The organism is Mesorhizobium sp. P3_A9 (assembly GCF_056402975.1).
The window spans coordinates 1-24,424 of sequence record NZ_JBFUGJ010000029.1 but is presented as its reverse complement, the minus strand read 5'-3'; the positions used below and the strand labels follow the sequence as shown (position 1 = coordinate 24,424).

Here is a 24,424-nt window from a genome sequence, read left to right as displayed (position 1 = left end):
CCGGTGCAGGAYTTCYTCGCGGCGATAGGCCTGGTCCTCGTSATMGAGGGCCTGGTCTATGGCGGSTTTCCSAGCYTSGCSAARAARCTYGCGGGYGAGGTGCTGTCGATGCCGGAAAATGCRTTGCGGATCGGYGGGCTGGCCGCGATTGCCATCGGTGTCGGCATCGTCTGGCTGGTCCGGAGCGGATGAGAACGTCAGGTTTTCGTCTTCGGCATAACGGAGGATTTATCCTCTGCCGGTAGTCGTAGCCGCAAACGTGCCGTATTTTTTGCCAACATGGCGCAACACGGTGTTTTCGCCGTTGCGCTTTCTCTTTCAGAAAGACCGGGAGGCTTCTCGATGACATCCACACTCCTTTTGCGCGCGGCACGGCGGACATTCATCGCCGGCACGGCAGCGCTTCTTGTCGGCACCGTCGCCGTCCCGTCCTTCGTGACGCCGACCTTCGCGGCAGACGGACCTGCTTCGGTGGCCGACCTGGCGCAAGGCGTGCTCGGCGCGGTGGTCAACATCTCGACCTCGCAGACGGTGAAGGGCACGGAAGGGCCGGGCGCGGTGCCGATGCCGCAGCTTCCCGAAGGCTCGCCGTTCCAGGACTTCTTCGACGACTTCTTCAAGAATCGCGGCGGCGACAAGGACAATGGCGCGCAGAAGGTGCAGTCGTTGGGCTCCGGCTTCGTCATCGACGCCGAGCAAGGCATCGTCGTCACCAACAACCACGTGATTGCGGACGCCGACGACATCGAGGTCAATTTCTCCGATGGCATCACGCTGAAGGCGACGCTGGTCGGCACCGACACCAAGACCGATGTCGCGGTGCTCAAGGTCGATCCGAAAGGCCACAAGCTGACCGCGGTGAAGTTCGGCGATTCCACCAAGATGCGTGTCGGCGACTGGGTGATGGCGGTCGGCAATCCGTTCGGCCTCGGTGGCACGGTCACGGTCGGCATCGTCTCGGCCCGCAACCGCGACATCAATTCCGGCCCCTATGACGACTTCATCCAGACCGACGCCGCGATCAACCGCGGCAATTCCGGCGGACCGCTGTTCAACAGTGTGGGCGAGGTCATCGGCATCAACACAGCGATCATCTCGCCGTCCGGCGGCTCGATCGGCATCGGCTTCTCCATCCCCTCGCAGCTTGCGTCGGGCGTCGTCGACCAGTTGCGCCAGTTTGGCGAGACGCGGCGCGGCTGGCTCGGTGTGCGCATCCAGCCGGTGACGGACGACATCGCCGAGAGCCTCGGCATGGCGACCGCCAAGGGGGCGCTGGTCGCCGGCGTCATCAAGGGTGGTCCTGTCGACAACGGCACCATCCAGGCCGGCGACGTCATCATCAAGTTCGACGGCAAGGACATCCATGAAATGCGCGACCTGCCGCGCGTCGTCGCCGAAAGCCCCGTCGGCAAGGCTGTCGACGTGCTGATCGTGCGCAAGGGAGTCGAGCAGACGGTGAAGGTGACGCTCGGCCGGCTCGAGGATGGCGAGAAGCTCGCCAATGGTGAGAACGGCAACACCGACCAGGACAAGGGCGACAAGGCTCCGGCCGTTTCGACCGCCTCGGTGCTCGGCATGACTGTCGGTGAACTCAATGACGAGACGCGCAAGAAGTTCAGCATCGCCGCCGATGTCTCGGGCGTCGTCATCACCGATGTAGCCAAGGATTCGGCTGCCGCCGAGCGCGGCATCCAGCCCGGCGAAGTGATCACCGAGATCGCGCAGGAATCGGTTGCCACGCCAAAGGACGTCATGGACCGGATCGGCGCGCTGAAGGAGCAGGGGCGCAAGAACGCGCTGTTGATGCTGGCGTCGAAGACCGGTGAGTTGCGCTTCGTTACGATCCGGATGGATTGAGGTCCGGCAACCTACTGATATCAAATAAAAAGGGCGGCTAGCGAGCCGCCCTTTTTCTTGCGCGCCAATCCGTTGCCGCGAGCCTGTAGAACACATGCCGCTTGAGGGTGGGGTGGCTGTCGGGAATGTCTGGGTGATCGAAATTGGCCGACGGATCGGTGGTCATGCCGAGGCGTTCCATGACGGCGGTGGAGCGGCGGTTGTTCGCGACCGCCAGGCAGACGATCTCGCCAAGCCCAAGCGTGTCGAAGCCGTAGGCCAGCCATGCCTCGGCGGCCTCTGTGACATAGCCCATGCCCCAGAATTCGGGCGCCAGCCGCCAGCCGATCTCGATGGCGCCGGCCGGCAGGAACGGCAGATCATCGGTTGCGGTGATGCCGACAAAGCCGACGCATTGGCCTGATGCGATGATCTCGGCCGCGGCGAAACCGTAACCATCTCGTTCGATGTCGACCCGAAATTCGTCCATCTTGGCGTCGGCTGCCGCGCGGTCGCGGCGAAACGGGAAGAACTCCATGACCCGTTCATCGGAATTGATGCGATGGAAGAGCTCGCGGTCGCGATCCTCCCAGTTGCGCAGGATCAGGCGCTCGGTGCGCATGGGCTTCATTGCACAAACTCTTCCTGGCGATAGCCTTGCAGATAGAGCAATGCGGTGAGGTCGCCATGGTCGATGCGGACCTTGGCCTGCGCCGCCACTGTCGGCTTGGCATGAAGTGCGACACCGGTGCCGGCGAGGCGGATCATGTCGAGATCGTTGGCGCCGTCGCCGACGGCGATGGCATCGGCCGGCGTCAGGCCGAGGCGCGCCGAAATTTCGAGCAGGGCGTCGGCCTTGTCGGCGCGGCCGAGGATCGGCTCGCCGACCAGGCCGGTGAAGCGTCCGTCCTGTTCGAGCAGGCGATTGGCGCGGTTTTCCTGAAARCCGAGCATGGCSGCGATGCGMGWSGTGAASAYTTCGAAGCCRCCSGASACMAGKGCYGTCCAGGCGCCRTTGGCGCGCATSGTCTGGACMAGSGCGCGGCCGCCSGAGGCCAGYGTCAGSCGATTGGCGACGATGCGGTCGACMACGGCGGCRTCGAGMCCCTTCAGCAGCGCSACGCGCTCACGCAGCGCCGGCTCGAAGGCGATCTCGCCATTCATCGACCGCGCGGTAATCGTGGCAACGCGATCTTTGACGCCGATCTCGTCGGCCAGCTCGTCGATGCATTCCTGGTCGATCATGGTCGAATCCATGTCGGCGATGAGGATCTTCTTGCGGCGCGTTTCGGCCTGATGGACGATCACATCGACCGCTTCCCCAGCCAGCGCGGCGCGCAAGGCGGCGATGATATCGGCGGCGTCAGCCTCTTGCGGCAAGGCAAGATCGCAGGCAATGCCTTCGGCCAGCCAGACGACAGCGCTTGCGCCCACTGACCGTGAGGCCATATTCGCAAGCGACGGCGACAGAGCGCGGTCGGCGGGACGGGAAACAAGCGTGGCAATGAGCGGCATGGAGAATTCCGGCACGGATGCGGGCGAAGGCCGCGTGAAGAACGCGATCCTGATAGCCGGGCCGACCGCCAGCGGCAAGTCGGCACTGGCGCTCGACTTGGCCGAACGCGCAGGCGGCGTCATCGTCAACACCGATTCCATGCAAGGCTATTCGGTGCTCGACGTGCTGACCGCCCGACCGGAGGCGGCCGACCTCGCACGCGTGCCGCATTTTCTCTACGGCCACGTCCATCCTGCTACTGCCTATTCGACGGGTGCGTGGCTGCGCGATGTGATGAAACTCATCGACGACGGCACACTGTCGCGGCGGCCGGTCTTCGTCGGTGGCACCGGCCTTTATTTTCGGGCGCTGGCCGAGGGTATTTCGGAAATGCCCGACATTCCGCCGCGCATCCGCGACCGCTGGCGCTATGAGTTGAAGGAGCAAGGCGCGGTCAAGCTGCATGCCCTGCTGCTGCGTGAGGATTCAAGAGCCGCCATGCAGCTGAAGCCAACCGACAGCCAGCGCGTCGTGCGGGCGCTCGAGGTGCTCGACGCCTCCGGCCGGTCGATCCTGGAGTGGCAGGCAGAGCGCGGCCGGCCGCTCATCGACAGGCAGACGGCGCGTTTCCTGGTCATCGAACCGGATAGGGCCGCGCTGGTTGACCGCATCGAAAGGCGCTTCGACAACATGCTCCATAAGGGTGCGCTGGAGGAAGTCAGGCAAATTTCGGCTCTTAACCTCGATCCGGACCTGCCGGCGATGAAGGCGATCGGCGTTCGCGACCTGCAGGCCGCCATGGCCGGACTAACCAGCTTTCCCGAGGCGATCGAGCGGGCCAAGATCGCAACCCGGCAATATGCCAAGCGGCAGGCGACCTGGTTTCGGCATCAGCTGGGGCCGGAATGGCAGAGATTGCGCCCTGGTGACAATCTCGAAACCACGATCCAAACACTTGTTGCTAATGCAACTTAAAAAGTTGACCTGGAGGGAAGGGTTCCCGTCGAGGTTGTCGGAATTAACGCTCCGTAAGGCGGTCCGTGCCATAAGGTCGATGGGCACTTTTCCATYGGGGAGCAGATGCGTTTCCAYAAGGCGGAATCCGCATTTTTCGTCTTTATTTTCGTGATCCTSGCCGCGGGCCTGGTGACGCTGCACGCCTATGGGCTCTTGCAATCCTTCGCCACGGAACTCCATACGCAATCGGGCCTGGACAAGGTCATCTACCTCAACAAGCTGTTGTTCGCGACGGGGGTGCTGCTGGCGACCGCGCTGTTTTTCGGCATCTTCTTCATCTACCCGCTGATCCGCAAACAGGCGACGGAAGAAGGCAAGCTGCGCGCCATGACGGTTTCGCTCAGCGCCCGCTCCGAAACATTCGAGCACGCGGCGCTGACCGACGGGCTAACCGGGATGCAGAACCGGCGCTATTTCGACGATGCACTCAAGGAGTATCTCGAGGAGTTCCGGCGCATCGAAAAGCCGGTCGGGCTGATGATCCTTGATCTCGACCATTTCAAGCAGGTCAACGACACCCATGGCCACGATGTCGGCGACGAGGTGCTGAAGGCTGTCGCCAGCTGCCTCAAGGACATGACACGTTTCCACGATGTGGTGGCGCGGTTGGGCGGCGAGGAGTTCGCGGTGGTCACGCCCAACATGGAGGCGGAACTGCTGGCCAAGTTCGCCGAGCGCATCCGCAAGGCGATCGCCAACATGTCGATCCTTTCGGGCAATGTTCGGCTCAAGATCACCACCAGCGTCGGCCTTGCCGTCTGGGACCGCAAGGAAACGGCCGAGGAATTCTATCGCCGCGCCGACCGCCAGCTCTATGAGGCGAAGAGGCAAGGCCGCAACCGCGTCTGCGCCTAAAATCCCGAAGAAGAATTCATGAGGCCGGTTGCCTGACGCGGCTTTCTCGACTTCCGGTGCTCACGGACTGAATGTCCGCTCCGCTCCGGCTTCTCGAAACCCACGCCATTCAATCCGGCCTGATGAATTCCCTTTCGGGATTTACCCAAGCTGGTTCGACGATGTACAGCCCTCGGAAGCTTGGTTCGGCTTCTCAGTCGGTCATCAGAGAGTTTGGAGGCTCAGTCGTTCTGGGGGCGCAGGCCGAAGGTGGCGGGCTTCAGGCCGTAGCGCATGTCGAAATCGTCGTCCGATGGCGCGCGGGTGGCCGGCGGCTTGCGGTAGTCGGGGTCGCCGGCCTGGCGGCTAGAATCGACTACTTCGGCGAAGGCCATTGCCTGCGGCGTCGGTTTCGGCACGTTGCGCAGCCGCTCGACGATCGCCACCAGGTCGACATCATCGCCTTTCGACGAAATGGCCTCTTCGCCCTTGGACGTGCCGGGAAGCAGATGGCTGGGCAATTTTTCGAACTTCAGCCGCATGGTGGTCGCCACACCTTCGCCGAAGGCAATGGCTTCGCGCTGGCCCATCGATGACAGGAAGGCAAGCGTGGAGGCGGACGAGTCGGCGATGGCCGAGCGGATGATCGCCTGGTCCTGCTCGTTGGCGAGCCGCATGGCAAAGAAGGTCGAGCACTGCGACAGGATGGTCGGGTCAAGCTCGCCCGGACGCTGGGTGACGACGCCGAGATAGCAGCCATATTTGCGGCCTTCCTTGGCGATGCGCGACAGCGCATGCCTTGTCGGCGCGAAGCCGAGGCGCGGATCGGCCGGCATGTAGCGATGCGCTTCCTCGCACAGCAGCAGGAGCTGCAGCTTGCCCTCGCTCCACAGAGCGAGGTCGAAGGCCAGGCGCGCCAGCACCGAACAGACGGAGTTAACCACTTCGGAGGGCATGCCGGCCATTTCGAAGCAGGTCACCGGGCGACCGTGATGCGGCACGCGAAAAATGTTGCCGATCGTTTCGTGGATGGTGTCCTCGATCAGGCGCGAATTGAACATGAAGCGGTAGCGCGGATCGGCGGCGGCCGAYTCGATGCGCGTCTTCAGCGATTTGAGCGTCGGGCGCTCGTTCTTGCTTTCGAGCATGCCCATGCGCTCGTCGATCTGCTTGAGCAGGTCGGCGATGCGGTAAGGAACGGGCGTATCGGCGGTCAGCGCATCGGTGCCGCGCCTGAGATAGGCGCCCGAATTCGGATTGCGGTAGAGGTTTTTGGCGAGCGGAATGAGGTCGCGCAGAGCGTCGATCTCTTCCGGGTCGGTCTCACGACCGCGAAACAGCACCTCGGCGAATTCCTCGAGCTTGAACATCCAGAACGGCAGGTCGAGCGTTTTGGAATCGACCTTGACGCAATATTCGGGCAACGAACTCGCAAATTCATTGTGCGGGTCGAGGATCAGGATGCGCAAATCGGGGCGTGCCTCGATCGACTTGCGCAGCAGCAGCGAAACGGCCGTGGATTTGCCGACGCCGGTGGTGCCGACAACGGCGAAATGGCGCGCCAGCGTGTCGTCGATAGCGATGTTGGCGGCGATTGTCTCGTCCTGCGCCAGCGAGCCGATGGTRATSGAATGGCGGCCGGCGAGATCATAGACCGCCTGCAGGTCGCGGGTGCGGATGCGGTGCGCAACAGCACCGATATGCGGATAGGTGGTAATGCCGCGATCGAAGATCGGCTTGGCGCCTGGCTCAGCGCCGTCGCGCACCTCACCGATCAGCTCTATGCTGACCTCTATCGGGTTCTGGCCCTCATTGCTCCAGGCRCGGTTCGACTTGCCGATCGCGTAAACGAGACCCACGGTTCGCGTCGTGCCCAGATTGATCGAGATCATCTTGCCGACCGTCCACAGGCCGGTCACAGACCCGTCAATGTCATCGGCATAGGCGGCGATGGTGGCGCGCGCGCCGTCGCATTGCACGACATTGCCCAGGATGCGCCGGTCGTTCTGCTCTGCGTTGCGGCGCTCCTGCGATGTCGGTTCGCCGACGGARGCTTCGCGTTCGACATACATGGACAGACCAATCCCATTTCCCTTGAGATCGGACCCTACCGGAATGGGGTTAAGGTCGGATGAGGTCGGATGGTGTAGAGAGGATTAAGCTCCCGGCGAAAATTGTCGCAAAAGGGCTCTTCTCCAGAACCGGTCTTTCGCTATAATGGACGAATGGATGATATAGCGAACGATATTTCCTCGACTATCGGCAGGCGAATCCACGCCGAAAGGGTCATGCGGGACTGGTCGCTGGCCGAGCTCGCTGAGCGGTCCGGCGTTTCCAAGGCGATGCTGAGCACGATCGAGCGCGGCATGACCAGCCCGACGGCGACCCTTCTGGTGCGCATCGCGGTGGCCTTCGGCATGACGCTGTCGACCCTCATCGCGCGGGCGGAATTGCAAGGTGGCGGGCTGCTGCGCGAGGCCGACCAGCCGGCGTGGCGCGATCCCGATACAGGCTATGTCAGGCGGCATTTGTCACCGGCCAGCGACATGCCGCTCGAACTGATCAAGGTGCACCTGCCGGCAGGCGCCAGGGTCAGGTTTCCGGCGGCCTCCTATGCCTTCATCAAGCAGCAGGTCTGGCTGATTTCCGGACGGCTCGACTTCACCGAGGGCGATGTGGTGCACAGGTTGGGACCTGGCGACTGCCTGGCGCTCGGCGCGCCGTCTGACTGCACCTTTCACGCCCCGGAGGCGGGCGCCGACTATCTCGTCGCGCTGGTCAGGGGCTGAGATCATGGCGAGACGGCCAAAACGCTCCCACAATGGGGGGCCGCCTCTCGATGAGTACAAGGGACCACCCTGGGGCAAGGGCGACCCTTACATCTTCCTGGCYTGGCAGGCCGCGCACGCCAAGGCRTGGAAGGCGCCGAGCCGCGAARTCATGCTGATGCGCATGGAAAAAGCCGAGCGGCTGGGCCTGACCTATGAGGAATACACACTCGAGATCCTCGAGCGCGGACGGCACCTCAGGGAAGAAGACACCGAGCGCATCAGCGCCATCAAGGCAGCGCGCAAGCGGCGGCGCGTGCGCAATCTCGACTGACGCCGGCATCGAACTCATTCATCGTTTCCAGGGAACAGTCATGAATTCCATCGAAATCCGAGCTCTGAGTGCCAGTGCGGAAACGCTGGCAATGCTGGCTGATCTGCTGGTCGAAACGGTTGCCGCCGGCGGCTCCGTCAGCTTCATGCATCCGCTGGCGCTGGAAGCGGCAAGCGCATTCTGGGAGAGGTCGCTGACAGCAGCGGCGAGAGGGGAACGCGTGGTGCTCGGTGCATGGGACGGCAAGGTCCTTGTCGGCACCGTCACGCTGCTGCTCGACTTCCCAGTCAACCAGCCGCACCGGGCCGAGATCGCCAAGCTGATGACATCAGTCCAATACCGCGGCAGGGGTGTCGGAACGCGCCTGATGCGGGCCGCGGAGCGTCTCGCCGCCGAGAAGGGGCGCACTCTGCTGGTCCTGGATACGGCGAAGGAAGAGGGCGCTTCGGGCCTCTACGAAAAACTCGGTTTCACCTTGGCCGGCGAAATACCGGACTWTGCGCTGAAGCCGCATGGCGGGCTGACCGGCACACTGATCTACTGGAAGCGTATCGGCGCCACATCGCGATAGCCGCCGGTCAGGCGGAGGTCTCTCTGGCGAGGTGCCTCAGCAGCCACTGGCTGAAATCCTGCTCGGCACTGGTCAGGCGCGCGGTCGACGCCCTGGTCAGGAAGTGGCCCGAGGTGCTGGAGAGTTCGAAATCGGAAAGCGTCAGCAGGCTCCCGCTGTTGAGCGCGGCGTCGACCAGAGGACGCGACCCCAGAAGCACGCCGGCCCCGGCGCTTGCTGCTTGCATCGCCGCGACGAAACTGTCGAAACGATGCGACCGCTGGGGGTGGCCGGCCAGTCCGGCCGCCGCGAACCATTCCGCCCACATCTCGCGTGCGCCGGCGACCAGAAGCAGCGGCAGTGATGTCCAATCGGCGGCACCGGCCAGGCCCGGACTTGCCACCGGCACAAGCCGCTCGGCGGTCAGCCTGTCGGCCTCGCGTCCGGGGAAGGATCCGTTGCCGAAACGGATGTCGAGCGCAGAGCCAGGCAGGTCGTAGTCGGTCGGGCGATGGATCGTCACCAAATCGAGCTGGATGCGCGGCAGTGCCTCGGCAAGATCGGGCAGCGCCGGGACCAGGACCAGCAGGGCGAAGGAGATCGGCACCCGGATCGAGACGGTCTGGACGGCGCGCGGCTCGAATAGTTCAGCTGTGCTGCTGCCGATGGTGGCGAAGGCCGACTGGATGTGGGGCAGGTAGGCGGCACCCTCGGGTGACAGCGCGACGCCACGCGCCAATCGCGAGAACAGACGCGTCTTCAACCGGTCCTCGAGCAGCCGGATGTGCTGGCTGACGGCGGCCTGTGTCAGGCCGAGTTCGGCTGCTGCTGCGGTGAAATTCGACAGTCGCGCCGCCGCCTCGAAACTGCGCAGCCAGTCGAGCGGAGGCAAGGCCGGGATGGTTCTTTGAGCCATTAGTTATTTGATGCCATTGGCCAAAAAATGATAATTTGAGTTATGCCTTTCGCGCGGCCAACATGCAATCGAAACCCTGCGGATCGGGCCGTGGGGTGCAACGGACAGGAACGGCATCTCCCATGCTCACCCACGCGCTGGTTGGCGACGAAGGCAGAACAATCGAACTTGGCTGGCAGGACGGGACGCGCACCCGCTTTCACGCCATGTGGCTGCGTGACAACGCGCTCGACGACAAGACACGCAGCGCAGGCAATGGCCAGCGGCTCATCACCATCCTCGACATTCCGGCCGAGACGAGGATCGGCGCGGCCTCGATCAAGGGCGATGCGCTTGAGCTGACCTTTGTGCCGGAAGGAAAGACTGTCAGCTTTCCCGCGCTATGGCTGAACGCCAATGCCTATGACCGCGACACCGCTGGCCAGGCTGGATGGACCGGTAAGGACACCGTTCGATGGACCAAGGCCACCATGCAGGATTCGGTGCCACGCGCCGGCTATGTCGCGGCCAGCCGTGACCGCACCGTCTTGCGGCAATGGCTGTCGGCGGTGAAAACCTATGGCTTCGCCGTGATGGACGACCTGCCGACAGAATCCGGGGCGCTTTGCAAAGTGTCCGATCTGTTCGGCTATATCAGGGAGACCAATTACGGCCGCTGGTTCGAAGTCCGTGCCGAGGTCAATCCGACCAATCTCGCCTACACCAATCTTGGTCTTCAGGCGCACACCGATAATCCCTATCGCGATCCGGTGCCGACGCTGCAGATTCTGTCCTGCATCGAAAACACGGTGGACGGCGGCGAATCCAGCGTCGTCGACGGTTTTGCCGTCGCGGCAGCCTTGCAGGCCGAGAACCCGGAAGGCTTCCGGCTGTTGAGTTCTTACCCGGCGCGTTTCGAATATGCCGGCTCCTCGGGGGTGCGATTGCAGGCCAAGCGGCCGATGATCGAGCTTGGGCCTGATGGCGAGCTCATCTCCATCCGCTTCAACAACCGCTCGCTGGCGCCGACGGTCGACGTGCCCTTCGCCGAGATGGCCGCCTACTACGCCGCCTATCGCCGGTTCGCCGAACTGATCGAGGATCCGTCCTTCGAAGTGACGTTCAAGCTCGAAGCCGGCCAGGCTTTCATCGTCGACAACACCCGCGTCATGCATGCCCGCAAGGCGTTTTCCGGTACCGGCAAGCGCTGGCTGCAGGGCTGCTACGCCGACAAGGACGGCCTGCTGTCGACGCTTTCCGCGATCGAACACGAGTTCAAGGAGGCCGCGGAATGAGCGGCCAGGATCTGAACGCAGACAATATCGTCGAGTTCATCGCCGACATCTTTGAGCGCCGGGGTGCCGAATCCTATCTCGGCGAGCCGGTCACCATGTCGGAGCACATGCTGCAGGGCGCCTGGTTTGCCGAGCAGGATGGCGCGCCGGAAGCGCTGGTGGCGGCGGCACTGCTGCATGACATCGGCCACTACACCAGCGAATTCGGCACCTATTCGCCCGAGGATGTCGAGGACAAGCATCATGACGAGGCCGGCGGCGAGGTGCTGGCGCCGTTCTTTCCGCCAGTCATCGTCGAATGCGTCAGGCTGCATGTCGCGGCCAAGCGCTATCTCTGCGCCACCGACCCAACCTATTTCGGCAGGCTTTCGCAGGCTTCTGTCCATACGCTGTCGCTGCAGGGCGGGCCGATGAGCGCCGAGGAGGTGGCCGAGTTCCGCAAAAATCCTTTCCATGAGGAAGCGGTGCGGGTGCGCATGTGGGACGAAGCCGGCAAGATCGCCAACATGAAGACGCGGACGTTTCGCGACTACGTGCCGTTGCTGCAGCGCGTCGTGCGCGATTTCAGCTACCGCGCCTGACGCAACCAATCACTGGGAGGAGACGGCCCATGTGTTTCTGCTTCGACGGCGACAATGCGGTGACCGCATACCGGCCTGAGCGCTGCCGGGAGCGCGGACGTGCCGAAGGCGCTTCTCCGGTGCAGCTCAGCGCCCCTGTCGGAAAGCCGGGCCGTCTCGATGCGGCCGGCACGTCCGAACCGATCGAAGCCATGCGCCTTCCCCGCGCGTAGCGATGCATTCTGGAGGCGCGGCGTTCGCCGCACCTCCTTGGTGCCCATAGGCGGGCTACCCGGGCGCGCTATCCCTTGTGGTGCGCCTTCTGCAGCCCGTAGACCGGCGTCGGCAGACCGGCCTGCCTGGCCTTCAATTGCAGCGCCAGGAACTGCGAATAATGGCGCGACTGGTGCAGRTTGCCGCCATGGAACCACAGCGCCTCCTGYTGCGTCGGCTTCCACATGTTGCGCAACTCGCCTTCCCAGGGGCCGGGATCCTTGGTGGTGTTGGAGCCGAGGCCCCAGCATTTGCCAACCTTGTCGGCGGTTTCGCGAGAGATCAGATCGGCGGCCCAGCCGTTCATCGAGCCATAGCCGGTGGCGTAGACGATAAGGTCCGCGGGAAGTTCCGACCCGTCGCTGAGCAGAACCGAATGCTGCTTGATCTCTTCGACATCGACACCGCTCTTCAGCTTGATCGAACCATCGATGATCAATTGGGAGGCGCCGACGTCGATATAATAGCCGGAGCCGCGCCTGAGGTACTTCATGAACAGGCCGGACTCATCGTCGCCCCAGTCGAGCATGAAACCGGCCTTTTCCAGTCCCTTGTAGAACGCCGCGTCGCGTTTCTTCATCTCGGCATAGGCCGGGATCTGGAACTCGTGCAAGATCTTGTAGGGCAGGGACGCAAAGATGAGATCGGCCTTGGCCGTGGTGATGCCATTCTGCAGCGCCTGCTCCGAATAGAGCGAGCCCAGCCCGATTTCCATCAACGTGTCGGATCTGGAGATATGGGTGCTCGAGCGCTGCACCATGGTAACGTCGGCGCCGGCTTCCCAAAGTGCGGCGGCGATGTCGTGAGCGGAATTGTTGGAGCCGATGATAACGGCCTTTTTGCCGGCATAGGCGTCGGGGCCGGGGTGCTTCGAGGAGTGATGTTGGTCACCCTTGAAGTTTTCCATGCCCTTGAATTTCGGCAGATTGGCCTTGCCGGACTGTCCGGTCGCCAGCACCAATTGCTTCGGCTTCAGCGTGATGTCCTTGCCGTCGCGGTGGACGACGACGGTCCACTCCTTCTTCTTGTCGTCATAGGAGGCGCTCTTGGCCTCGGTCGAGGACCAGTAGTTCAGCTCCATCACCTTGGTGTACATTTCCAGCCAGTCGCCGATCTTGTCCTTGGGTGAGAAGACCGGCCAGTTCTTCGGGAAATCGATATAGGGGAGATGGTCGTACCAGACCGGATCGTGCAGGCAGAGCGACTTGTAGCGCTTGCGCCAGCTGTCGCCGGCCCGCTCGTTCTTCTCGATGATGATGGTCGGCACACCGAGCTGCCGCAGCCTTGCGCCGAGCGCGATGCCACCTTGGCCGCCGCCGATAATGAGCGTGTAGGGTTGCGTCTTGAAGCCGAGTTCGGCGGCTTCCTTCTCGCGCTCCTCCTTCCATGTCGGACGGTTCTTGCCCGAGCCATGCTTGGCGCCCATCGGCCGCGCGAAGCCCGCCGGTTCCTCGTGGCCTTTCAATTCGACCATGGTGGTCAGCAGCGTCCAGATCTTGCCGTTCTTCAGCCTGACATGGCCAAAGCCACGCGCCAGTTCGGTCTCAAAACTGATCCAGCCCTCGATCAGCCCGCCGCTTTCGGTCGCGTCCTCGCCCTTGGCGATGGCAAAGTGTGACGGCCTGGTCGTCGACAACTGGCTCTTCAGCATGTCGCGGACCTGGTCCTTGCCTTCCATGGTCTTGATGTTCCAGGTGAAGGTGACGAGGTCGCGCCAGTAGCAGTCGTCCTGGAAACAACCGACGGCCTTGTCGATGTCATTGGCGGCGAGCGCGGCGCCGAATTGGTCGAGCAGGTCGGACAGTTTCTTGTTTGGGGCCTTGTCGAGCATAAGTCTTCCTCCGTGAAATCCAGGCCGTCATGATGGCTCCTCCCGAGCCGGGCGATGAAGTATCGGCAGAGAGCACGGCCTTCGTCACGCCCCACCATAGTTTCGCGTGGCTTCAAGGGCTTATGCGGAAAACGCTGCGGCCTAACTGGTCCGGGAGCGCCTTGCCGAGGGCGATGGAAGGGACGTTGCGGCTTGCGCGATGTCGGCACGATGTGGCGTCGGTCGCGAAATCGTGACGGCCATCTGTCGAATTGCGAAACAGCTTCATCGCCGACGCGATTTTTGCCGTTGACAGGCTGCCTTGCCCGCCCTTAGTGTCCGCGACCATGAAAAAGGCACTCATTCTCGTAGGAAGGCGCGTGGGCAAGGCGGTGTAACCGCCGGGCGAAAACCTCCCATGCGCAACACACAGGCTCCCTCGGGGGCCTTTTTTATTGCCTGAAACACGACTAAACGACCAATTACACCCAAATGGCAACGCCCAAGCGGCGACAGTACGGGACCAGACCGATGAGCAACGGACAGAGTGAGCGGCGCGAAATGACGGGCGCCGAAATGGTGGTGCAGGCGCTGAAGGACAATGGCGTCAAGCATGTCTTCGGCTATCCGGGCGGCGCCGTCCTTCCGATCTACGACGAGATCTTCCAGCAGGATGAGGTCGAGCACATTCTGGTGCGCCACGAGCAGGGCGCGGGCCATGCGGCCGAGGGCTATGCGCGCTCGACCGGCAAGGCCGGCGTCATGCTGGTGACCTCCGGGCCCGGCGCCACCAATGCGGTGACGCCGCTGCAGGACGCGCTGATGGATTCGATCCCGCTGGTCTGCCTGACCGGGCAGGTGCCGACCTCGCTGATCGGCTCCGATGCCTTCCAGGAATGCGACACGGTCGGCATTACGCGCCCCTGCACCAAGCACAACTGGCTGGTGAAGGACGTGAACGAGCTCGCGGCGACCATCCACGAAGCCTTCCATGTCGCCACGACCGGCCGTCCCGGTCCGGTGGTGGTCGATATCCCCAAGGACGTGCAGTTCGCCAAGGGGTTTTATGTCCCGCCGCAGATTGCGCCGCGCACCAGCTACCAGCCCAAGGTCCAGGGCGACCTGGAGAAGATCAAGGCAGCCGTCGAGCTGATGGCCGGCGCCAAGAAGCCGATCATCTATTCGGGCGGCGGCGTCATCAATTCCGGCCCGGAAGCGAGCCATCTGCTGCGCGAACTGGTCGACCTCACCGGTTTCCCGATCACTTCGACCCTGATGGGCCTCGGTGCCTATCCGGCGTCCGGCAAGAACTGGATGGGCATGCTGGGCATGCACGGCACCTACGAAGCCAACATGGCCATGCATGATTGCGACGTGATGATCTGCATCGGCGCGCGCTTTGACGATCGCATCACCGGGCGGCTCACAGCGTTCTCGCCGAACTCGCGCAAGATCCACATCGATATCGATCCGTCATCGATCAACAAGAACGTGCACACCGAGGTGCCGATCATTGGCGATGTCGGCCGCGTGCTGGAGGACATGGTGCGGCTGTGGCGCGCGAGCGCCAAGGCAGACAAGAAGGCGCTCTACCCCTGGTGGGAGCAGATCGCCAAGTGGCGCGGTCGCGATTCACTCGCCTACAAGATGAACCACGACGTGATCATGCCGCAATATGCCATCCAGCGGCTCTACGAGCTGACCAAGGGAATGGACACCTACATCACCACCGAGGTCGGCCAGCACCAGATGTGGGCGGCGCAGCACTATCATTTCGAGAAACCGAACCGCTGGATGACATCGGGCGGGCTCGGCACGATGGGCTACGGCCTGCCGGCGGCACTCGGCGTGCAGATCGCGCATCCCGACGCGCTGGTCATCGACATCGCCGGTGACGCCTCGGTGCAGATGACGATGCAGGAGATGAGTGCCGCGGTGCAGCACAATGCGCCGATCAAGATCTTCATCCTCAACAACCAGTATATGGGCATGGTGCGGCAGTGGCAGCAGCTGCTGCACGGCAACCGGCTGTCGCACTCCTACACCGAAGCGATGCCGGACTTCGTCAAGCTGGCCGAGGCCTATGGCGGCCATGGCATACGCTGCGAGAAGCCGGACGAGCTGGACGACGCCATCAAGGAGATGATCTCGGTCAGGAAGCCGGTGCTGTTCGATTGCCGCGTGGCGAACCTCGCCAACTGCTTCCCGATGATCCCGTCGGGCAAGGCGCATAACGAGATGCTGTTGCCCGACGAGGCGACCGACGAGGCGGTGGCGAACGCCATCGACGCCAAGGGCAGGGAACTGGTGTAGCCGACAAGCCGAGGCAGGGCTGTCGTGAGAAGCCGTGCGCAAACAGATAGTTAGATCAAGAGTTTGAAATCGAGATTCATGTCATGAACGCACAGCTACAGCCGACCGGTTCGGCCTATTTCATCGCCAAGGAAACCGAGAAGCCGGAGAACCACACGCTCTCCGTGCTGGTCGACAACGAACCGGGCGTGCTTGCCCGGGTCATCGGCCTGTTTTCCGGGCGCGGCTACAACATCGAGAGCCTGACCGTTTCCGAGACCGAGCATGAAAAGCATCTGTCGCGCATCACCATCGTGACGCGCGGCACGCCGCATGTGCTGGAGCAGATCAAGCATCAGCTCGAGCGCATCGTGCCGGTGCACCGCGTGGTCGATTTGACCGTGCGCTCGCATGAATCCGGCCAAGAGCGGCCGTTGGAGCGGGAACTGGCGCTGGTCAAGGTTGCCGGCACCGGCGAAGCCCGCGTCGAGGCGCTGCGGCTGGCCGACGCGTTCCGCGCCAGCGTCATCGACGCCAACACCGAGCATTTCATCTTCGAGATCACCGGCAAGGGCACCAAGATCGACCAGTTCATCGCCATCATGAAGCCGCTCGGTCTGGTCGAAATCTGCCGCACCGGCGTGGCCGCTTTGAACCGCGGCCCGCAGGCGATGTAGCTCCCATCGCGTTTCAGACAGCCCTGCAAGGATGAGAGCCTGGCTCCGTCATGGGCCGGCGCTGGCCTTTGTGCGTCAGCCGAAAAGAGACAATAATGCTGACGTATCTGGGAGGATACCATGTCACTCGACGCATTCCTCGCACTGCTCGTCTATGCCTTCGTGACCTCGATCACGCCGGGGCCGAACAACCTCATGCTGTTGGCCTCCGGCGTCAATTTCGGCATCGCCAGGACGGTGCCGCACATGCTGGGCATCAGCATCGGCTTTCTTGTCCTGTTGCTGGCCGTCGGTTTCGGGCTTGGCGCGGTGTTGACGGCATTTCCGGCGCTGCACAACGCCCTCAAGATCGCCGGTGCCGCCTATCTGCTCTATCTCGCCTGGAAGATCGCCATGTCTCGCTCATTGAGCGGCAAGGGCGAGGCGGAAGCGCGGCCGATGCGCTTCATCGACGCGGCGGCATTCCAGTGGGTCAATCCCAAGGCCTGGGTGATGGCGATCACCGCTATGGCCGTCTATGCCAATGCCGAGCACCCGTTCCTGTCGGTGGTGTTGATCTCGATCGCCTTCACCATCGTCAACCTGCCGAGTGTTTCGGTATGGGCGGGATTCGGTACGGCGCTGCGGGGATTCCTGTCGGATCCGGTGCGGCTCAAATGGTTCAACATCGCCATGGGCGTGCTGCTGGCGGCGACGCTTTGGCCGATGCTGCGGTAGGCGGACTTGAATCTGATTTGAAGCCCCTTGGAAATCCCTCCGCTTCGAGACAAGATCATCCCGCTTAGCCTCTTTGGGGATAGTCCGATGGAAAGCCACGAGCCGTTTTTACGCGAGGCGATTGCGCTCTCGAAATCCTCAATGGAACGCGGCGACGAACCGTTTGGCTCGGTGCTGGTCAAGGACGGCGACGTCATCCTGCGCGCCGAAAACAGCGTCTTCACCGGCCACGATATGACGAACCACGCCGAGATGAACCTGGTCAAACTGGCGGCGCAACACTACGACACTGCTTTTCTCGCTGACTGCACGCTCTATACCAGCACGGAGCCGTGCGCGATGTGCKCCGGGGCGATTTACTGGTCGGGYATCGGGCGTATGGTGTTTGCGTGCTCCGAAGCGCGGCTTGGCGAGATCGCCGGGATCGGGTTGAACGTGCCGAGCCGGGCGGTGCTGCAAACCGGCGCGCGCATCGTCACTGTGGTTGGCCCGAACCTCGAAGACGAAGCCGCCGAAGTCCATCAGGAGTTCTGGCCGAAGCATCTGGGCAAGGCTTAAAGCCCAGCCTTTGGAGCCCATGACGGGCTTCGACCGGCGGCCATAGCCGGCTGCACAACCATTGTGCAGTGCACATTAAATCTTCGTAATGCCGTGTTTTGGCCCTTTTCCAACAAACGCGTGTCCTATCTATTCGGCGAAATCGCGGCAATCAGCCGTGAGTTGCGCTAGAATACGACCACCTTTCTATGGCGTGTCGGACGGAGAGGCCTTTGTCGATGCGTGGAAAAGTCATTCTTTCATTGCTTGCCGTCGCCTGTGCGGGCGCGGCCTGGCTCTACCTTTCGCCGGAGACGCTGGGCAAGGCTCAGCAGCTCGTCGGCATGAAGCAGGTCGCGGCGACGGACAAACCGGCTGGTGATAAGCAGGCAGCCGGGGGGCAGGCGGCCGGAGGCAAGCAAGGGGGCGGCAATGGCGCCCGCTCGGCCTCGATTCTTTCCGCGACGGCAACGACGGCGGACTTCCCGGTCCGGCGTTATGCCATCGGCTTCGTCTCCTCTCCGGCAGTGGTCAACATCAACGCGCGGGTCTCCAGTCAGATCGTGTCGATCGACGTCAAGGACGGCCAGATGGTGAAGGCCGGCGACACCCTGTTCTCGCTCGATGACCGCGCGCTGAAGGCGCAGCTCGCCAAGGATCAGGCGACGCTCGCCAAGGACCAGGCGATGCTTGCCAGCTCGAATTCCGATCTTCAGCGCGCCAAGGATCTTGTCGCCAAGCAGGCCGGCACGCAGCAGACCTATGACCAGGCCGTAGCCGCGCAGAAGGCGGCGGCGGCGACCGTCGATGCCGACAAGGCGACGATCGATGCCGACAATGTCCAGCTTGGCTTTGCCAAAATCACCGCGCCGATTGCCGGCAGGCTTGGCGCCGTCAGTGTTGCCATGGGTGACCTCGTCACCGTCAGCAATGGCAACAGCAGCACGGCGACCCCGCTGGTGACGATCACCCAGATGGATCCGTTGCAGGTCAACTTCAATCTGCCGGAAAGCAACCTGGCGCTGCTGCACAAGGCGCTTGCCAATCCGCAGCAAGGCGCCGTGACCTTGACCAAGGATGGCGACCCAACGCCGATCGGCAAGGGCACGCTCGATTTCGTCGATTCCAGCGTCGACACCGCTTCCGGTACCATCGCGACAAGAGCCAGCATACCAAACTCTGATCTCTCGCTGTGGCCCGGCCAGTATGTGAATGTCATCCTTGATGCCGGCATCATGCCGCAGATGACGTCTGTTCCGACTGTCGCGGTCCAGCCCAGCCAGAAGGGACCGTTCGTCTATGTGGTCAAGCCGGACAACACGGTCGAGATGCGGCCGGTGCAGGTGGCGCTGACCGAAGGTGAGAACAGCGCCATCAGCCAGGGGCTGAAAAGCGGCGAGAAGGTCGTCACCGAAGGCCAGACAAGACTGAAGGACGGCGCCGCCGTGCATGAAGGCGCCGCGGCAGCACCCAAGGTGGCTCAGGCGACCAACACGGGCGAGGCGGCCCAATGATCTCCGAATTCTGCATTCGCAGGCCCGTCGCCACCCTCCTGATGTCGTTCGCCCTCGTGCTGGGCGGACTGTTTGCCTACAAGTTCCTGCCGGTGGCGGCACTGCCCAGCGCCGAATTCCCGGTCGTCAACGTTTCTGCCTCGCTGCCCGGCGCCTCGCCGGAAACGATGGCGACATCGGTGGCGACGCCACTGATCAAGCAGTTCGCGACCATCGCCGGCATCGATTCCATTTCGACCACGAACTCGCTCGGCCAGACCTCGATCGCCATCCAGTTCGTGCTCAACCGCGACATCGATGCCGCGGCCGCGGACGTGCAGGCGGCGATCGCGCGCACGCAGAAATCGCTGCCGCCGCAAATGACGGCGCCGCCGAGTTATCGCAAGGTCAATCCGGCCGACGCGCCGATCCTGTTGATGTCGCTGGTCAGCGACACGGTTCCGCTGACCGATCTTGATGCTTTCGCGGAAAACGTCATCTCGCCATCGCTGTCGACGATCGATGGGGTGGCTCAGGTTTCGATCTTCGGCCAGCAGAAATATGCCGTGCGCATCCAGATCGATCCGACAGCGCTTGCCGCGCGCGGCATCTCGATCGATCAGCTGCAGGCGGCGGTCGCCTCGGCCAACAGCAACACGCCGCTCGGCGTGCTGCAGAACAACAAGCAGCAGTTGACCATCACCGCCAACACGCAGCTGACCGACGCCGCCGGCTTCTCCAACATCATCATCGCCACCAAAAACGGCCACCCGGTGCGGCTGGGCGAGGTGACCCGCGTCGTCGATTCGGTGCAGACGACCACGACCGCAAGTTGGTATGACGGCACCCGCGCCATCATCATGGCCGTGCAGCGCCAGCCTGACGCCAACACCGTCGACGTCGTCGACAAGGTCAAGGCGATGCTGCCGTCCTTCCAGGACCAGATGCCGGCCGCCGCCCAGATCAAGCTGCTCAATGACCGTTCGAGCTCGATCCGCCAGGCCGTCAGCGACGTGCAGTTCACGCTGCTGCTCACCATTGCCCTGGTGATCCTGGTGATCTTCGTGTTCCTGCGCCGGGTGACGGCGACCATCATCCCGGCCGTGGCGGTGCCGATCTCGCTGATCGCCACGCTCGGCGCGATGTTCCTGTTCGGCTTTTCCATCGACAACATATCGCTGATGGGCCTGACGCTTGCGGTCGGCCTCGTCGTCGACGACGCCATCGTGATGCTCGAAAACATCTTCCGCCATATGGAGGAGGACGGGTTATCGGCCTTCGATGCATCGCTGAAGGGCGCGCGCGAAATCGGCTTCACCATCATCTCGATCTCGATTTCGCTGGTGGCCGTGTTCATCCCGGTGCTGCTGATGGGCGGCGTCATCGGGCGCATCTTCAACGAGTTCGCCGTCGTGGTGACGGTCGCCATCCTGGCGTCGATGTTCGTGTCGCTGACGCTGACGCCAATGCTGTGTTCACGATTGCTGTCGGTGACCAAGGCCGATCGCGACAAGCATGGCTCCGGCCACAAGCTGGACCTCGTCACACGCAGCTACGACCGGGTTCTGACATTCTGCCTGCGGCACACCTTCCTGGTGTTCCTGGTCTTTGTCGGCACCGCGGCCGCGTCGGTGTGGCTGATCGAAATCTCGCCGAAGGGCTTCTTTCCGCAGGAGGATATCAGCCAGATCTCGGTGACGACCATCGCGCGCCAGGACATTTCTTTTGACGCCATGGTGAAGCTGCAGGGGCAGGTGGCAAGCGTCTTTTCGCATTCGCCCTATGTYTCGCATGTGGCATGGTCGGCMGGCAGCGGTAACAATGCRCTGAACCAGGGCCAGCTCTATGTGCAGCTGAAGGACAAGACCCAGCGACCCGACATCGAGAAGGTGCAGGCGGATCTGCGCAAGCAGCTGGCTGGCGTGGCGGGCATCGAGACCTACATGCAGCCGGTGCAGAACCTGCGGCTCGGTTCGCGCTCATCGGCCAGTGCCTACCAGCTCGTGGTGCAGGGCCTCGATACCGGTCTGACCGATCAATGGGCGCAGAAACTGAATGACGCGATGGCGGCCGACCATACGACCTTCACCGACGTCACCAGCGACTTGCAGAACAATGCCCTGCAAGCATCGCTGGTCATCGATCGCGACAAGGCCGCCCAACTCGGCATCGATACCGACACGCTGCGCTCCGCCCTCTATGGCGGGTTCGGCACCGACCAGGTCTCGACGATCTTCGGTTCGGCCGACAGCTACGAGGTCATCACCGAGCTTGACCCCAAGATCGAGTGGTCGCCCGAGCGCATGCTCGCCATCCAGATGAGGACGGCGAGCGGCAGTCTGGTTCCGCTTGGCGCTTTCGCCCGGGTCGACCGCACGGCCGGCGCTCTGACGGTCAACCAGCTCGGCCAGCTTCCGGCCGTGACCATCTCCTACAACCTGCCGCAAGGCGTGGCGCTCGGCGACAGCGTGACGCGCATCAACGCGCTCAAAGAGCAGATCGGCATGCCGACGGCGATCTCGACCAGCTTTGCCGGCACGGCCAAGACCTTCCAGGATTCGCTGGCCAACCAGGGGCTGCTGGTCGGCGGCGCGATCCTGACCATCTATATCGTGCTCGGCATTCTCTATGAGAGCTTCATCCACCCGCTCACCATTCTCACCGGCCTGCCGTCGGCGGTGCTGGGCGCCGTTGTCGCCTTGCGCTTCGCCGGCATGGATCTGTCGGTCATCGCGGTGATCGGCATCCTGATGCTGATCGGCATCGTCAAGAAGAACGGCATCATGATGGTCGATGTCGCGCTGGAGCTCCGACGAGACGGCATGTCGGCCAAGGACTCCATCCACAAGGCGTGCCTGATGCGGTTCAGGCCGATCATGATGACGACGCTGGCCGCACTGATGGGCACGTTCCCGATCGCTCTCGGCACCGGCGCCAGCGCGGAACTCCGCCAGCCGCTGGGGGTTGCCGTTGTCGGCGGCCTGCTGGCCTCGCAGGCGCTGACCCTGTTCGTGACGCCGGTGATCTACGTCTACATGGAGAATTTCTCGGGCTGGCTGGTCGGGCTGTGGTCGAGAGGCAAGGCCAAACCGCAGGTGGTCAAAGAGAGTGGCGACCAGCCTTCGCTGTTCGGCACCAATGACGACATCCCGGCAGACGCGCAAAAGACAGCGGCTGAATGACAGGCTGACATGGCAAGGACAGAAGCTGGCCCAAGCTGTCGTGCTTGCGGCTGGCAGAGCAGAGCCGTAATTTGTGGCCATGTCCCATGATCATGACCACGACAACGAACTCGATCCGTTTGCCGCCCGCGTGCGGGCGCTGGAAACCATCCTGACCCGCAAGGGACTGATCGATCCGGCGGCGATCGACGTTATCGTCGATACTTACGAGACCAAGATCGGCCCGCGCAACGGCGCCAGGGTGGTGGCCAAGGCCTGGAGCGATCCTGCCTATGCGGACTGGCTCAAGCGCGACGCGACGGCGGCGATCGAATCGCTGAGCTATACCGGCCGCCAGGGCGAGCACATGCAGGCGGTGTTCAACACCGGGGATACGCACAACCTCGTCGTCTGCACGCTGTGCTCCTGCTATCCATGGTCGGTGCTTGGCCTGCCGCCGGTCTGGTACAAGGCGCCGCCCTATCGGTCGCGCGCGGTGATCGATCCGCGCGGCGTGCTCGAGGAATTCGGGCTGACGCTGCCGGCCGCAACAAAGATACGGGTTTGGGATTCGACGGCGGAGCTGCGCTATCTCGTGGTGCCGATGCGGCCGGAGGGCACGGAAGGCTGGAGCGAGGATCGGCTGGCCGAGCTGGTGAGCCGCGATGCCATGATCGGCACTGCGCTGGCCCAAGAACCGGCAGGGGAGCCGGCATGAACGGGCCGCAGGATCTCGGCGGGCAGATGGGGTTCGGCCCGGTCGCGCCCGAACAGGACGAACCCTATTTCCATGCTCCCTGGGAAAGGCGGGCGCTCGGCGTGACGCTCTGCGCCGGCGGCATGGGCGCCTGGAACATCGATGAGAGCCGGCACGCGCGGGAATCGCTGCATCCGGCCGACTATTACTCTTCCAGCTACTACCAAATCTGGATCAAGGCGCTGGAGACCCTGCTCAAGCGCCATGGTTTCGTCAGCGAACGCGATCTCGAGGCGGGCGAGGCGATCGATGCGGCAGCGACCCCGAAACGCGTCCTGAAGGCGGAGAATGTGCCTGCCGTGCTGGCCAAGGGCGGCCCTTGCGACCGGCCGATGGCGCAACCGGCGCGCTTTAAGGCCGGTGACGCCGTGCGGACCAAAAACTTCAATCCGACCGGCCACACCAGGCTGCCGCGCTACGCGCGCGGCAAGCGGGGCACAATCGAGGCGGTGCGTGACGGCTTTGTCTTTCCCGACAGCAACGCGCATGGCCAAGGCGAGAACCCGCAATGGGTCTACACGGTGGTTTTCGACGGCACGGAGATCTGGGGCGAGGGCGCCGATCCGACGCTGACCGTGTCGATCGACGCCTGGGAGAGCTATCTTGAGCCGGCCTGACGGGACCGCCGCCGATTTGCCCGCGAGCCTCGACGCGCCGGTATTCGCCGAGGCGGTGTTTGCCGAGCCGTGGCAGGCCGAGGCGTTCGCCATGACGGTGGCGCTGCACGACAAGGGCCTGTTTTCGTGGGGCGAATGGGCGGATGCCTTGTCGGAAGAGGTGAAGAAGCCGGGTGCGGCGGCCGACGGTCATGACTATTACGAGCATTGGCTGGCGGCACTGGAAAGTCTGCTTGCCTCCAAGGGACTGGCCGCCAAGCTCGATGTCGATGCGGTGGCGCAGGCCTGGGAACGCGCCGCGCATGCCACCCCACACGGCAAGCCGATCCTGCTGGAAAACGATCCGGAGTTCCAATCTGCCTGATCAGGCGGATATCTTTCGGACCGTCCAAATCCTCACACCTGCCAAGACGATGGCAACCATCCCTCGCGAAAAGCCGCCCTCTACCCAAGAGAGAATGAATGTACCTGCCGGAAATTCTCTCGATCGGCGCGGCCCTATGCAT

General features: G+C 63.1%; 24 protein-coding genes. 19 read left to right on the top strand and 5 right to left on the bottom strand.

What is annotated here, in order from left to right:
• Positions 1–3: 3 nt before the first annotated feature.
• Together AC1DX0_RS07565 and AC1DX0_RS07560 are read left to right on the top strand one after the other, a co-directional pair.
• Positions 4–192 carry a DUF2065 domain-containing protein gene (locus AC1DX0_RS07565; protein ID WP_477354893.1) on the top strand — a complete coding sequence of 63 codons (189 nt, stop codon included), beginning with the start codon at positions 4–6 and terminating at the stop codon, positions 190–192.
• Between the two features lie 150 nt (positions 193–342).
• Complete coding sequence (locus tag AC1DX0_RS07560) at positions 343–1,857, top strand: DegQ family serine endoprotease (protein WP_477222014.1); 1,515 nt, start codon at positions 343–345, stop codon at positions 1,855–1,857.
• A 37-nt stretch (positions 1,858–1,894) separates the two neighbouring features.
• On the opposite strand, the gene AC1DX0_RS07555 is transcribed toward AC1DX0_RS07560, so the two are convergent.
• Both AC1DX0_RS07555 and serB read right to left on the bottom strand, forming a co-directional pair.
• A complete protein-coding gene (locus AC1DX0_RS07555; RefSeq protein WP_477222015.1) occupies positions 1,895–2,467 on the bottom strand; it encodes a GNAT family N-acetyltransferase in 573 nt (190 codons plus the stop codon).
• Complete coding sequence (gene serB, locus AC1DX0_RS07550) at positions 2,464–3,351, bottom strand: phosphoserine phosphatase SerB (RefSeq protein WP_477354890.1); 888 nt, start codon at positions 3,349–3,351, stop codon at positions 2,464–2,466. Before serB ends, AC1DX0_RS07555 begins: the two co-directional genes overlap by 4 nt.
• Between serB and miaA the strand changes: the two genes are divergently transcribed.
• Together miaA and AC1DX0_RS07540 are read left to right on the top strand one after the other, a co-directional pair.
• Positions 3,341–4,306: a tRNA (adenosine(37)-N6)-dimethylallyltransferase MiaA gene (gene miaA / locus AC1DX0_RS07545; protein WP_477222111.1), complete on the top strand. Its 966-nt coding sequence runs from the start codon at positions 3,341–3,343 to the stop codon at positions 4,304–4,306. The two genes, serB and miaA, sit on opposite strands and share 11 nt — an antisense overlap.
• A gap of 105 nt (positions 4,307–4,411) precedes the next feature.
• Positions 4,412–5,203: a GGDEF domain-containing protein gene (locus tag AC1DX0_RS07540; protein WP_477222017.1), complete on the top strand. Its 792-nt coding sequence runs from the start codon at positions 4,412–4,414 to the stop codon at positions 5,201–5,203.
• Positions 5,204–5,424: 221 nt separating this feature from the next.
• Here AC1DX0_RS07540 and AC1DX0_RS07535 read toward each other — a convergent pair whose 3' ends face one another.
• Entirely contained in the window at positions 5,425–7,254 is a 1,830-nt protein-coding gene (locus AC1DX0_RS07535; protein ID WP_477222018.1) for an ATP-binding protein, read from the bottom strand.
• A gap of 153 nt (positions 7,255–7,407) precedes the next feature.
• On the opposite strand from AC1DX0_RS07535, the gene AC1DX0_RS07530 reads away from it, so the two are divergent.
• Genes AC1DX0_RS07530 through AC1DX0_RS07520 form a run of 3 tightly spaced genes read left to right on the top strand, consistent with a single transcriptional unit; the run spans position 7,408 to position 8,855 of the window.
• Positions 7,408–7,971, top strand: coding sequence for a helix-turn-helix domain-containing protein (locus tag AC1DX0_RS07530; RefSeq protein ID WP_477222019.1), 564 nt, complete (start codon positions 7,408–7,410; stop codon positions 7,969–7,971).
• Positions 7,972–7,975: 4 nt separating this feature from the next.
• Positions 7,976–8,284 carry a hypothetical protein gene (locus AC1DX0_RS07525; RefSeq protein WP_477354887.1) on the top strand — a complete coding sequence of 103 codons (309 nt, stop codon included), beginning with the start codon at positions 7,976–7,978 and terminating at the stop codon, positions 8,282–8,284.
• A 40-nt stretch (positions 8,285–8,324) separates the two neighbouring features.
• Complete coding sequence (locus tag AC1DX0_RS07520; RefSeq protein WP_477354884.1) at positions 8,325–8,855, top strand: N-acetyltransferase family protein; 531 nt, start codon at positions 8,325–8,327, stop codon at positions 8,853–8,855.
• A 7-nt stretch (positions 8,856–8,862) separates the two neighbouring features.
• Here the strand turns inward: AC1DX0_RS07520 and AC1DX0_RS07515 are convergent, their stop codons facing one another.
• Positions 8,863–9,750: a LysR substrate-binding domain-containing protein gene (locus AC1DX0_RS07515; protein ID WP_477222022.1), complete on the bottom strand. Its 888-nt coding sequence runs from the start codon at positions 9,748–9,750 to the stop codon at positions 8,863–8,865.
• Positions 9,751–9,872: 122 nt separating this feature from the next.
• Here AC1DX0_RS07515 and tmpA point away from each other — a divergent pair, with 122 nt between their 5' ends.
• The 3 genes from tmpA to AC1DX0_RS07500 are packed head-to-tail and all read left to right on the top strand — an operon-like array spanning position 9,873 to position 11,817.
• The gene (gene tmpA, locus AC1DX0_RS07510) at positions 9,873–11,024 is read left to right on the top strand and encodes a 2-trimethylaminoethylphosphonate dioxygenase (RefSeq protein WP_477222023.1); all 1,152 of its coding nucleotides are present in this window, start codon (positions 9,873–9,875) and stop codon (positions 11,022–11,024) included.
• Entirely contained in the window at positions 11,021–11,605 is a 585-nt protein-coding gene (gene tmpB, locus AC1DX0_RS07505; protein WP_477222024.1) for a (R)-1-hydroxy-2-trimethylaminoethylphosphonate oxygenase, read from the top strand. Before tmpA ends, tmpB begins: the two co-directional genes overlap by 4 nt.
• A 29-nt stretch (positions 11,606–11,634) precedes the next feature.
• Complete coding sequence (locus tag AC1DX0_RS07500) at positions 11,635–11,817, top strand: hypothetical protein (RefSeq protein WP_477222025.1); 183 nt, start codon at positions 11,635–11,637, stop codon at positions 11,815–11,817.
• 68 nt (positions 11,818–11,885) lie between these two features.
• Here AC1DX0_RS07500 and AC1DX0_RS07495 read toward each other — a convergent pair whose 3' ends face one another.
• On the bottom strand, positions 11,886–13,688 hold the full coding sequence (locus AC1DX0_RS07495) for an NAD(P)-binding domain-containing protein (protein ID WP_477222026.1): 1,803 nt from the start codon (positions 13,686–13,688) through the stop codon (positions 11,886–11,888).
• 510 nt (positions 13,689–14,198) lie between these two features.
• On the opposite strand from AC1DX0_RS07495, the gene AC1DX0_RS07490 reads away from it, so the two are divergent.
• The 9 genes from AC1DX0_RS07490 to AC1DX0_RS07450 all read left to right on the top strand — a co-directional run bounded on the left by AC1DX0_RS07490 (position 14,199) and on the right by AC1DX0_RS07450 (position 24,282).
• On the top strand, positions 14,199–15,980 hold the full coding sequence (locus AC1DX0_RS07490) for an acetolactate synthase 3 large subunit (protein ID WP_475450183.1): 1,782 nt from the start codon (positions 14,199–14,201) through the stop codon (positions 15,978–15,980).
• Between the two features lie 83 nt (positions 15,981–16,063).
• Positions 16,064–16,636 (top strand): acetolactate synthase small subunit, encoded by a 573-nt coding sequence (gene ilvN / locus AC1DX0_RS07485; protein ID WP_027044849.1) that lies wholly within the window; start codon positions 16,064–16,066, stop codon positions 16,634–16,636.
• Positions 16,637–16,756: 120 nt separating this feature from the next.
• Entirely contained in the window at positions 16,757–17,353 is a 597-nt protein-coding gene (locus AC1DX0_RS07480; protein ID WP_477222027.1) for a LysE family translocator, read from the top strand.
• Between the two features lie 87 nt (positions 17,354–17,440).
• Positions 17,441–17,911 carry a nucleoside deaminase gene (locus tag AC1DX0_RS07475; protein ID WP_477354881.1) on the top strand — a complete coding sequence of 157 codons (471 nt, stop codon included), beginning with the start codon at positions 17,441–17,443 and terminating at the stop codon, positions 17,909–17,911.
• A gap of 218 nt (positions 17,912–18,129) precedes the next feature.
• Entirely contained in the window at positions 18,130–19,404 is a 1,275-nt protein-coding gene (locus tag AC1DX0_RS07470) for an efflux RND transporter periplasmic adaptor subunit (protein ID WP_477222029.1), read from the top strand.
• Positions 19,401–22,565, top strand: coding sequence for an efflux RND transporter permease subunit (locus AC1DX0_RS07465; protein ID WP_477222030.1), 3,165 nt, complete (start codon positions 19,401–19,403; stop codon positions 22,563–22,565). Before AC1DX0_RS07470 ends, AC1DX0_RS07465 begins: the two co-directional genes overlap by 4 nt.
• A gap of 79 nt (positions 22,566–22,644) precedes the next feature.
• Positions 22,645–23,262 (top strand): nitrile hydratase subunit alpha, encoded by a 618-nt coding sequence (nthA, locus tag AC1DX0_RS07460; RefSeq protein WP_477222031.1) that lies wholly within the window; start codon positions 22,645–22,647, stop codon positions 23,260–23,262.
• A complete protein-coding gene (nthB, locus tag AC1DX0_RS07455) occupies positions 23,259–23,918 on the top strand; it encodes a nitrile hydratase subunit beta (RefSeq protein ID WP_477222032.1) in 660 nt (219 codons plus the stop codon). Before nthA ends, nthB begins: the two co-directional genes overlap by 4 nt.
• On the top strand, positions 23,905–24,282 hold the full coding sequence (locus AC1DX0_RS07450) for a nitrile hydratase accessory protein (RefSeq protein WP_477222033.1): 378 nt from the start codon (positions 23,905–23,907) through the stop codon (positions 24,280–24,282). Before nthB ends, AC1DX0_RS07450 begins: the two co-directional genes overlap by 14 nt.
• Positions 24,283–24,424: the final 142 nt, after the last annotated feature.

Excerpts from the sequence above, each read along its gene's own strand:
- AC1DX0_RS07515 (WP_477222022.1), bottom strand. The coding sequence starts at position 9,750 with ATGGCTCAAAGAACCATCCCGGCCTTGCCTCCGCTCGACTGGCTGCGC.
- AC1DX0_RS07560 (WP_477222014.1), top strand. The coding sequence starts at position 343 with ATGACATCCACACTCCTTTTGCGCGCGGCACGGCGGACATTCATCGCC.
- tmpB (WP_477222024.1), top strand. The coding sequence starts at position 11,021 with ATGAGCGGCCAGGATCTGAACGCAGACAATATCGTCGAGTTCATCGCC.
- AC1DX0_RS07480 (WP_477222027.1), top strand. The coding sequence starts at position 16,757 with ATGTCACTCGACGCATTCCTCGCACTGCTCGTCTATGCCTTCGTGACC.
- AC1DX0_RS07500 (WP_477222025.1), top strand. The coding sequence starts at position 11,635 with ATGTGTTTCTGCTTCGACGGCGACAATGCGGTGACCGCATACCGGCCT.
- nthA (WP_477222031.1), top strand. The coding sequence starts at position 22,645 with ATGTCCCATGATCATGACCACGACAACGAACTCGATCCGTTTGCCGCC.
- AC1DX0_RS07555 (WP_477222015.1), bottom strand. The coding sequence starts at position 2,467 with ATGAAGCCCATGCGCACCGAGCGCCTGATCCTGCGCAACTGGGAGGAT.
- AC1DX0_RS07490 (WP_475450183.1), top strand. The coding sequence starts at position 14,199 with ATGAGCAACGGACAGAGTGAGCGGCGCGAAATGACGGGCGCCGAAATG.
- tmpA (WP_477222023.1), top strand. The coding sequence starts at position 9,873 with ATGCTCACCCACGCGCTGGTTGGCGACGAAGGCAGAACAATCGAACTT.
- AC1DX0_RS07530 (WP_477222019.1), top strand. The coding sequence starts at position 7,408 with ATGGATGATATAGCGAACGATATTTCCTCGACTATCGGCAGGCGAATC.
- ilvN (WP_027044849.1), top strand. The coding sequence starts at position 16,064 with ATGAACGCACAGCTACAGCCGACCGGTTCGGCCTATTTCATCGCCAAG.
- nthB (WP_477222032.1), top strand. The coding sequence starts at position 23,259 with ATGAACGGGCCGCAGGATCTCGGCGGGCAGATGGGGTTCGGCCCGGTC.
- miaA (WP_477222111.1), top strand. The coding sequence starts at position 3,341 with ATGAGCGGCATGGAGAATTCCGGCACGGATGCGGGCGAAGGCCGCGTG.
- AC1DX0_RS07470 (WP_477222029.1), top strand. The coding sequence starts at position 18,130 with ATGCGTGGAAAAGTCATTCTTTCATTGCTTGCCGTCGCCTGTGCGGGC.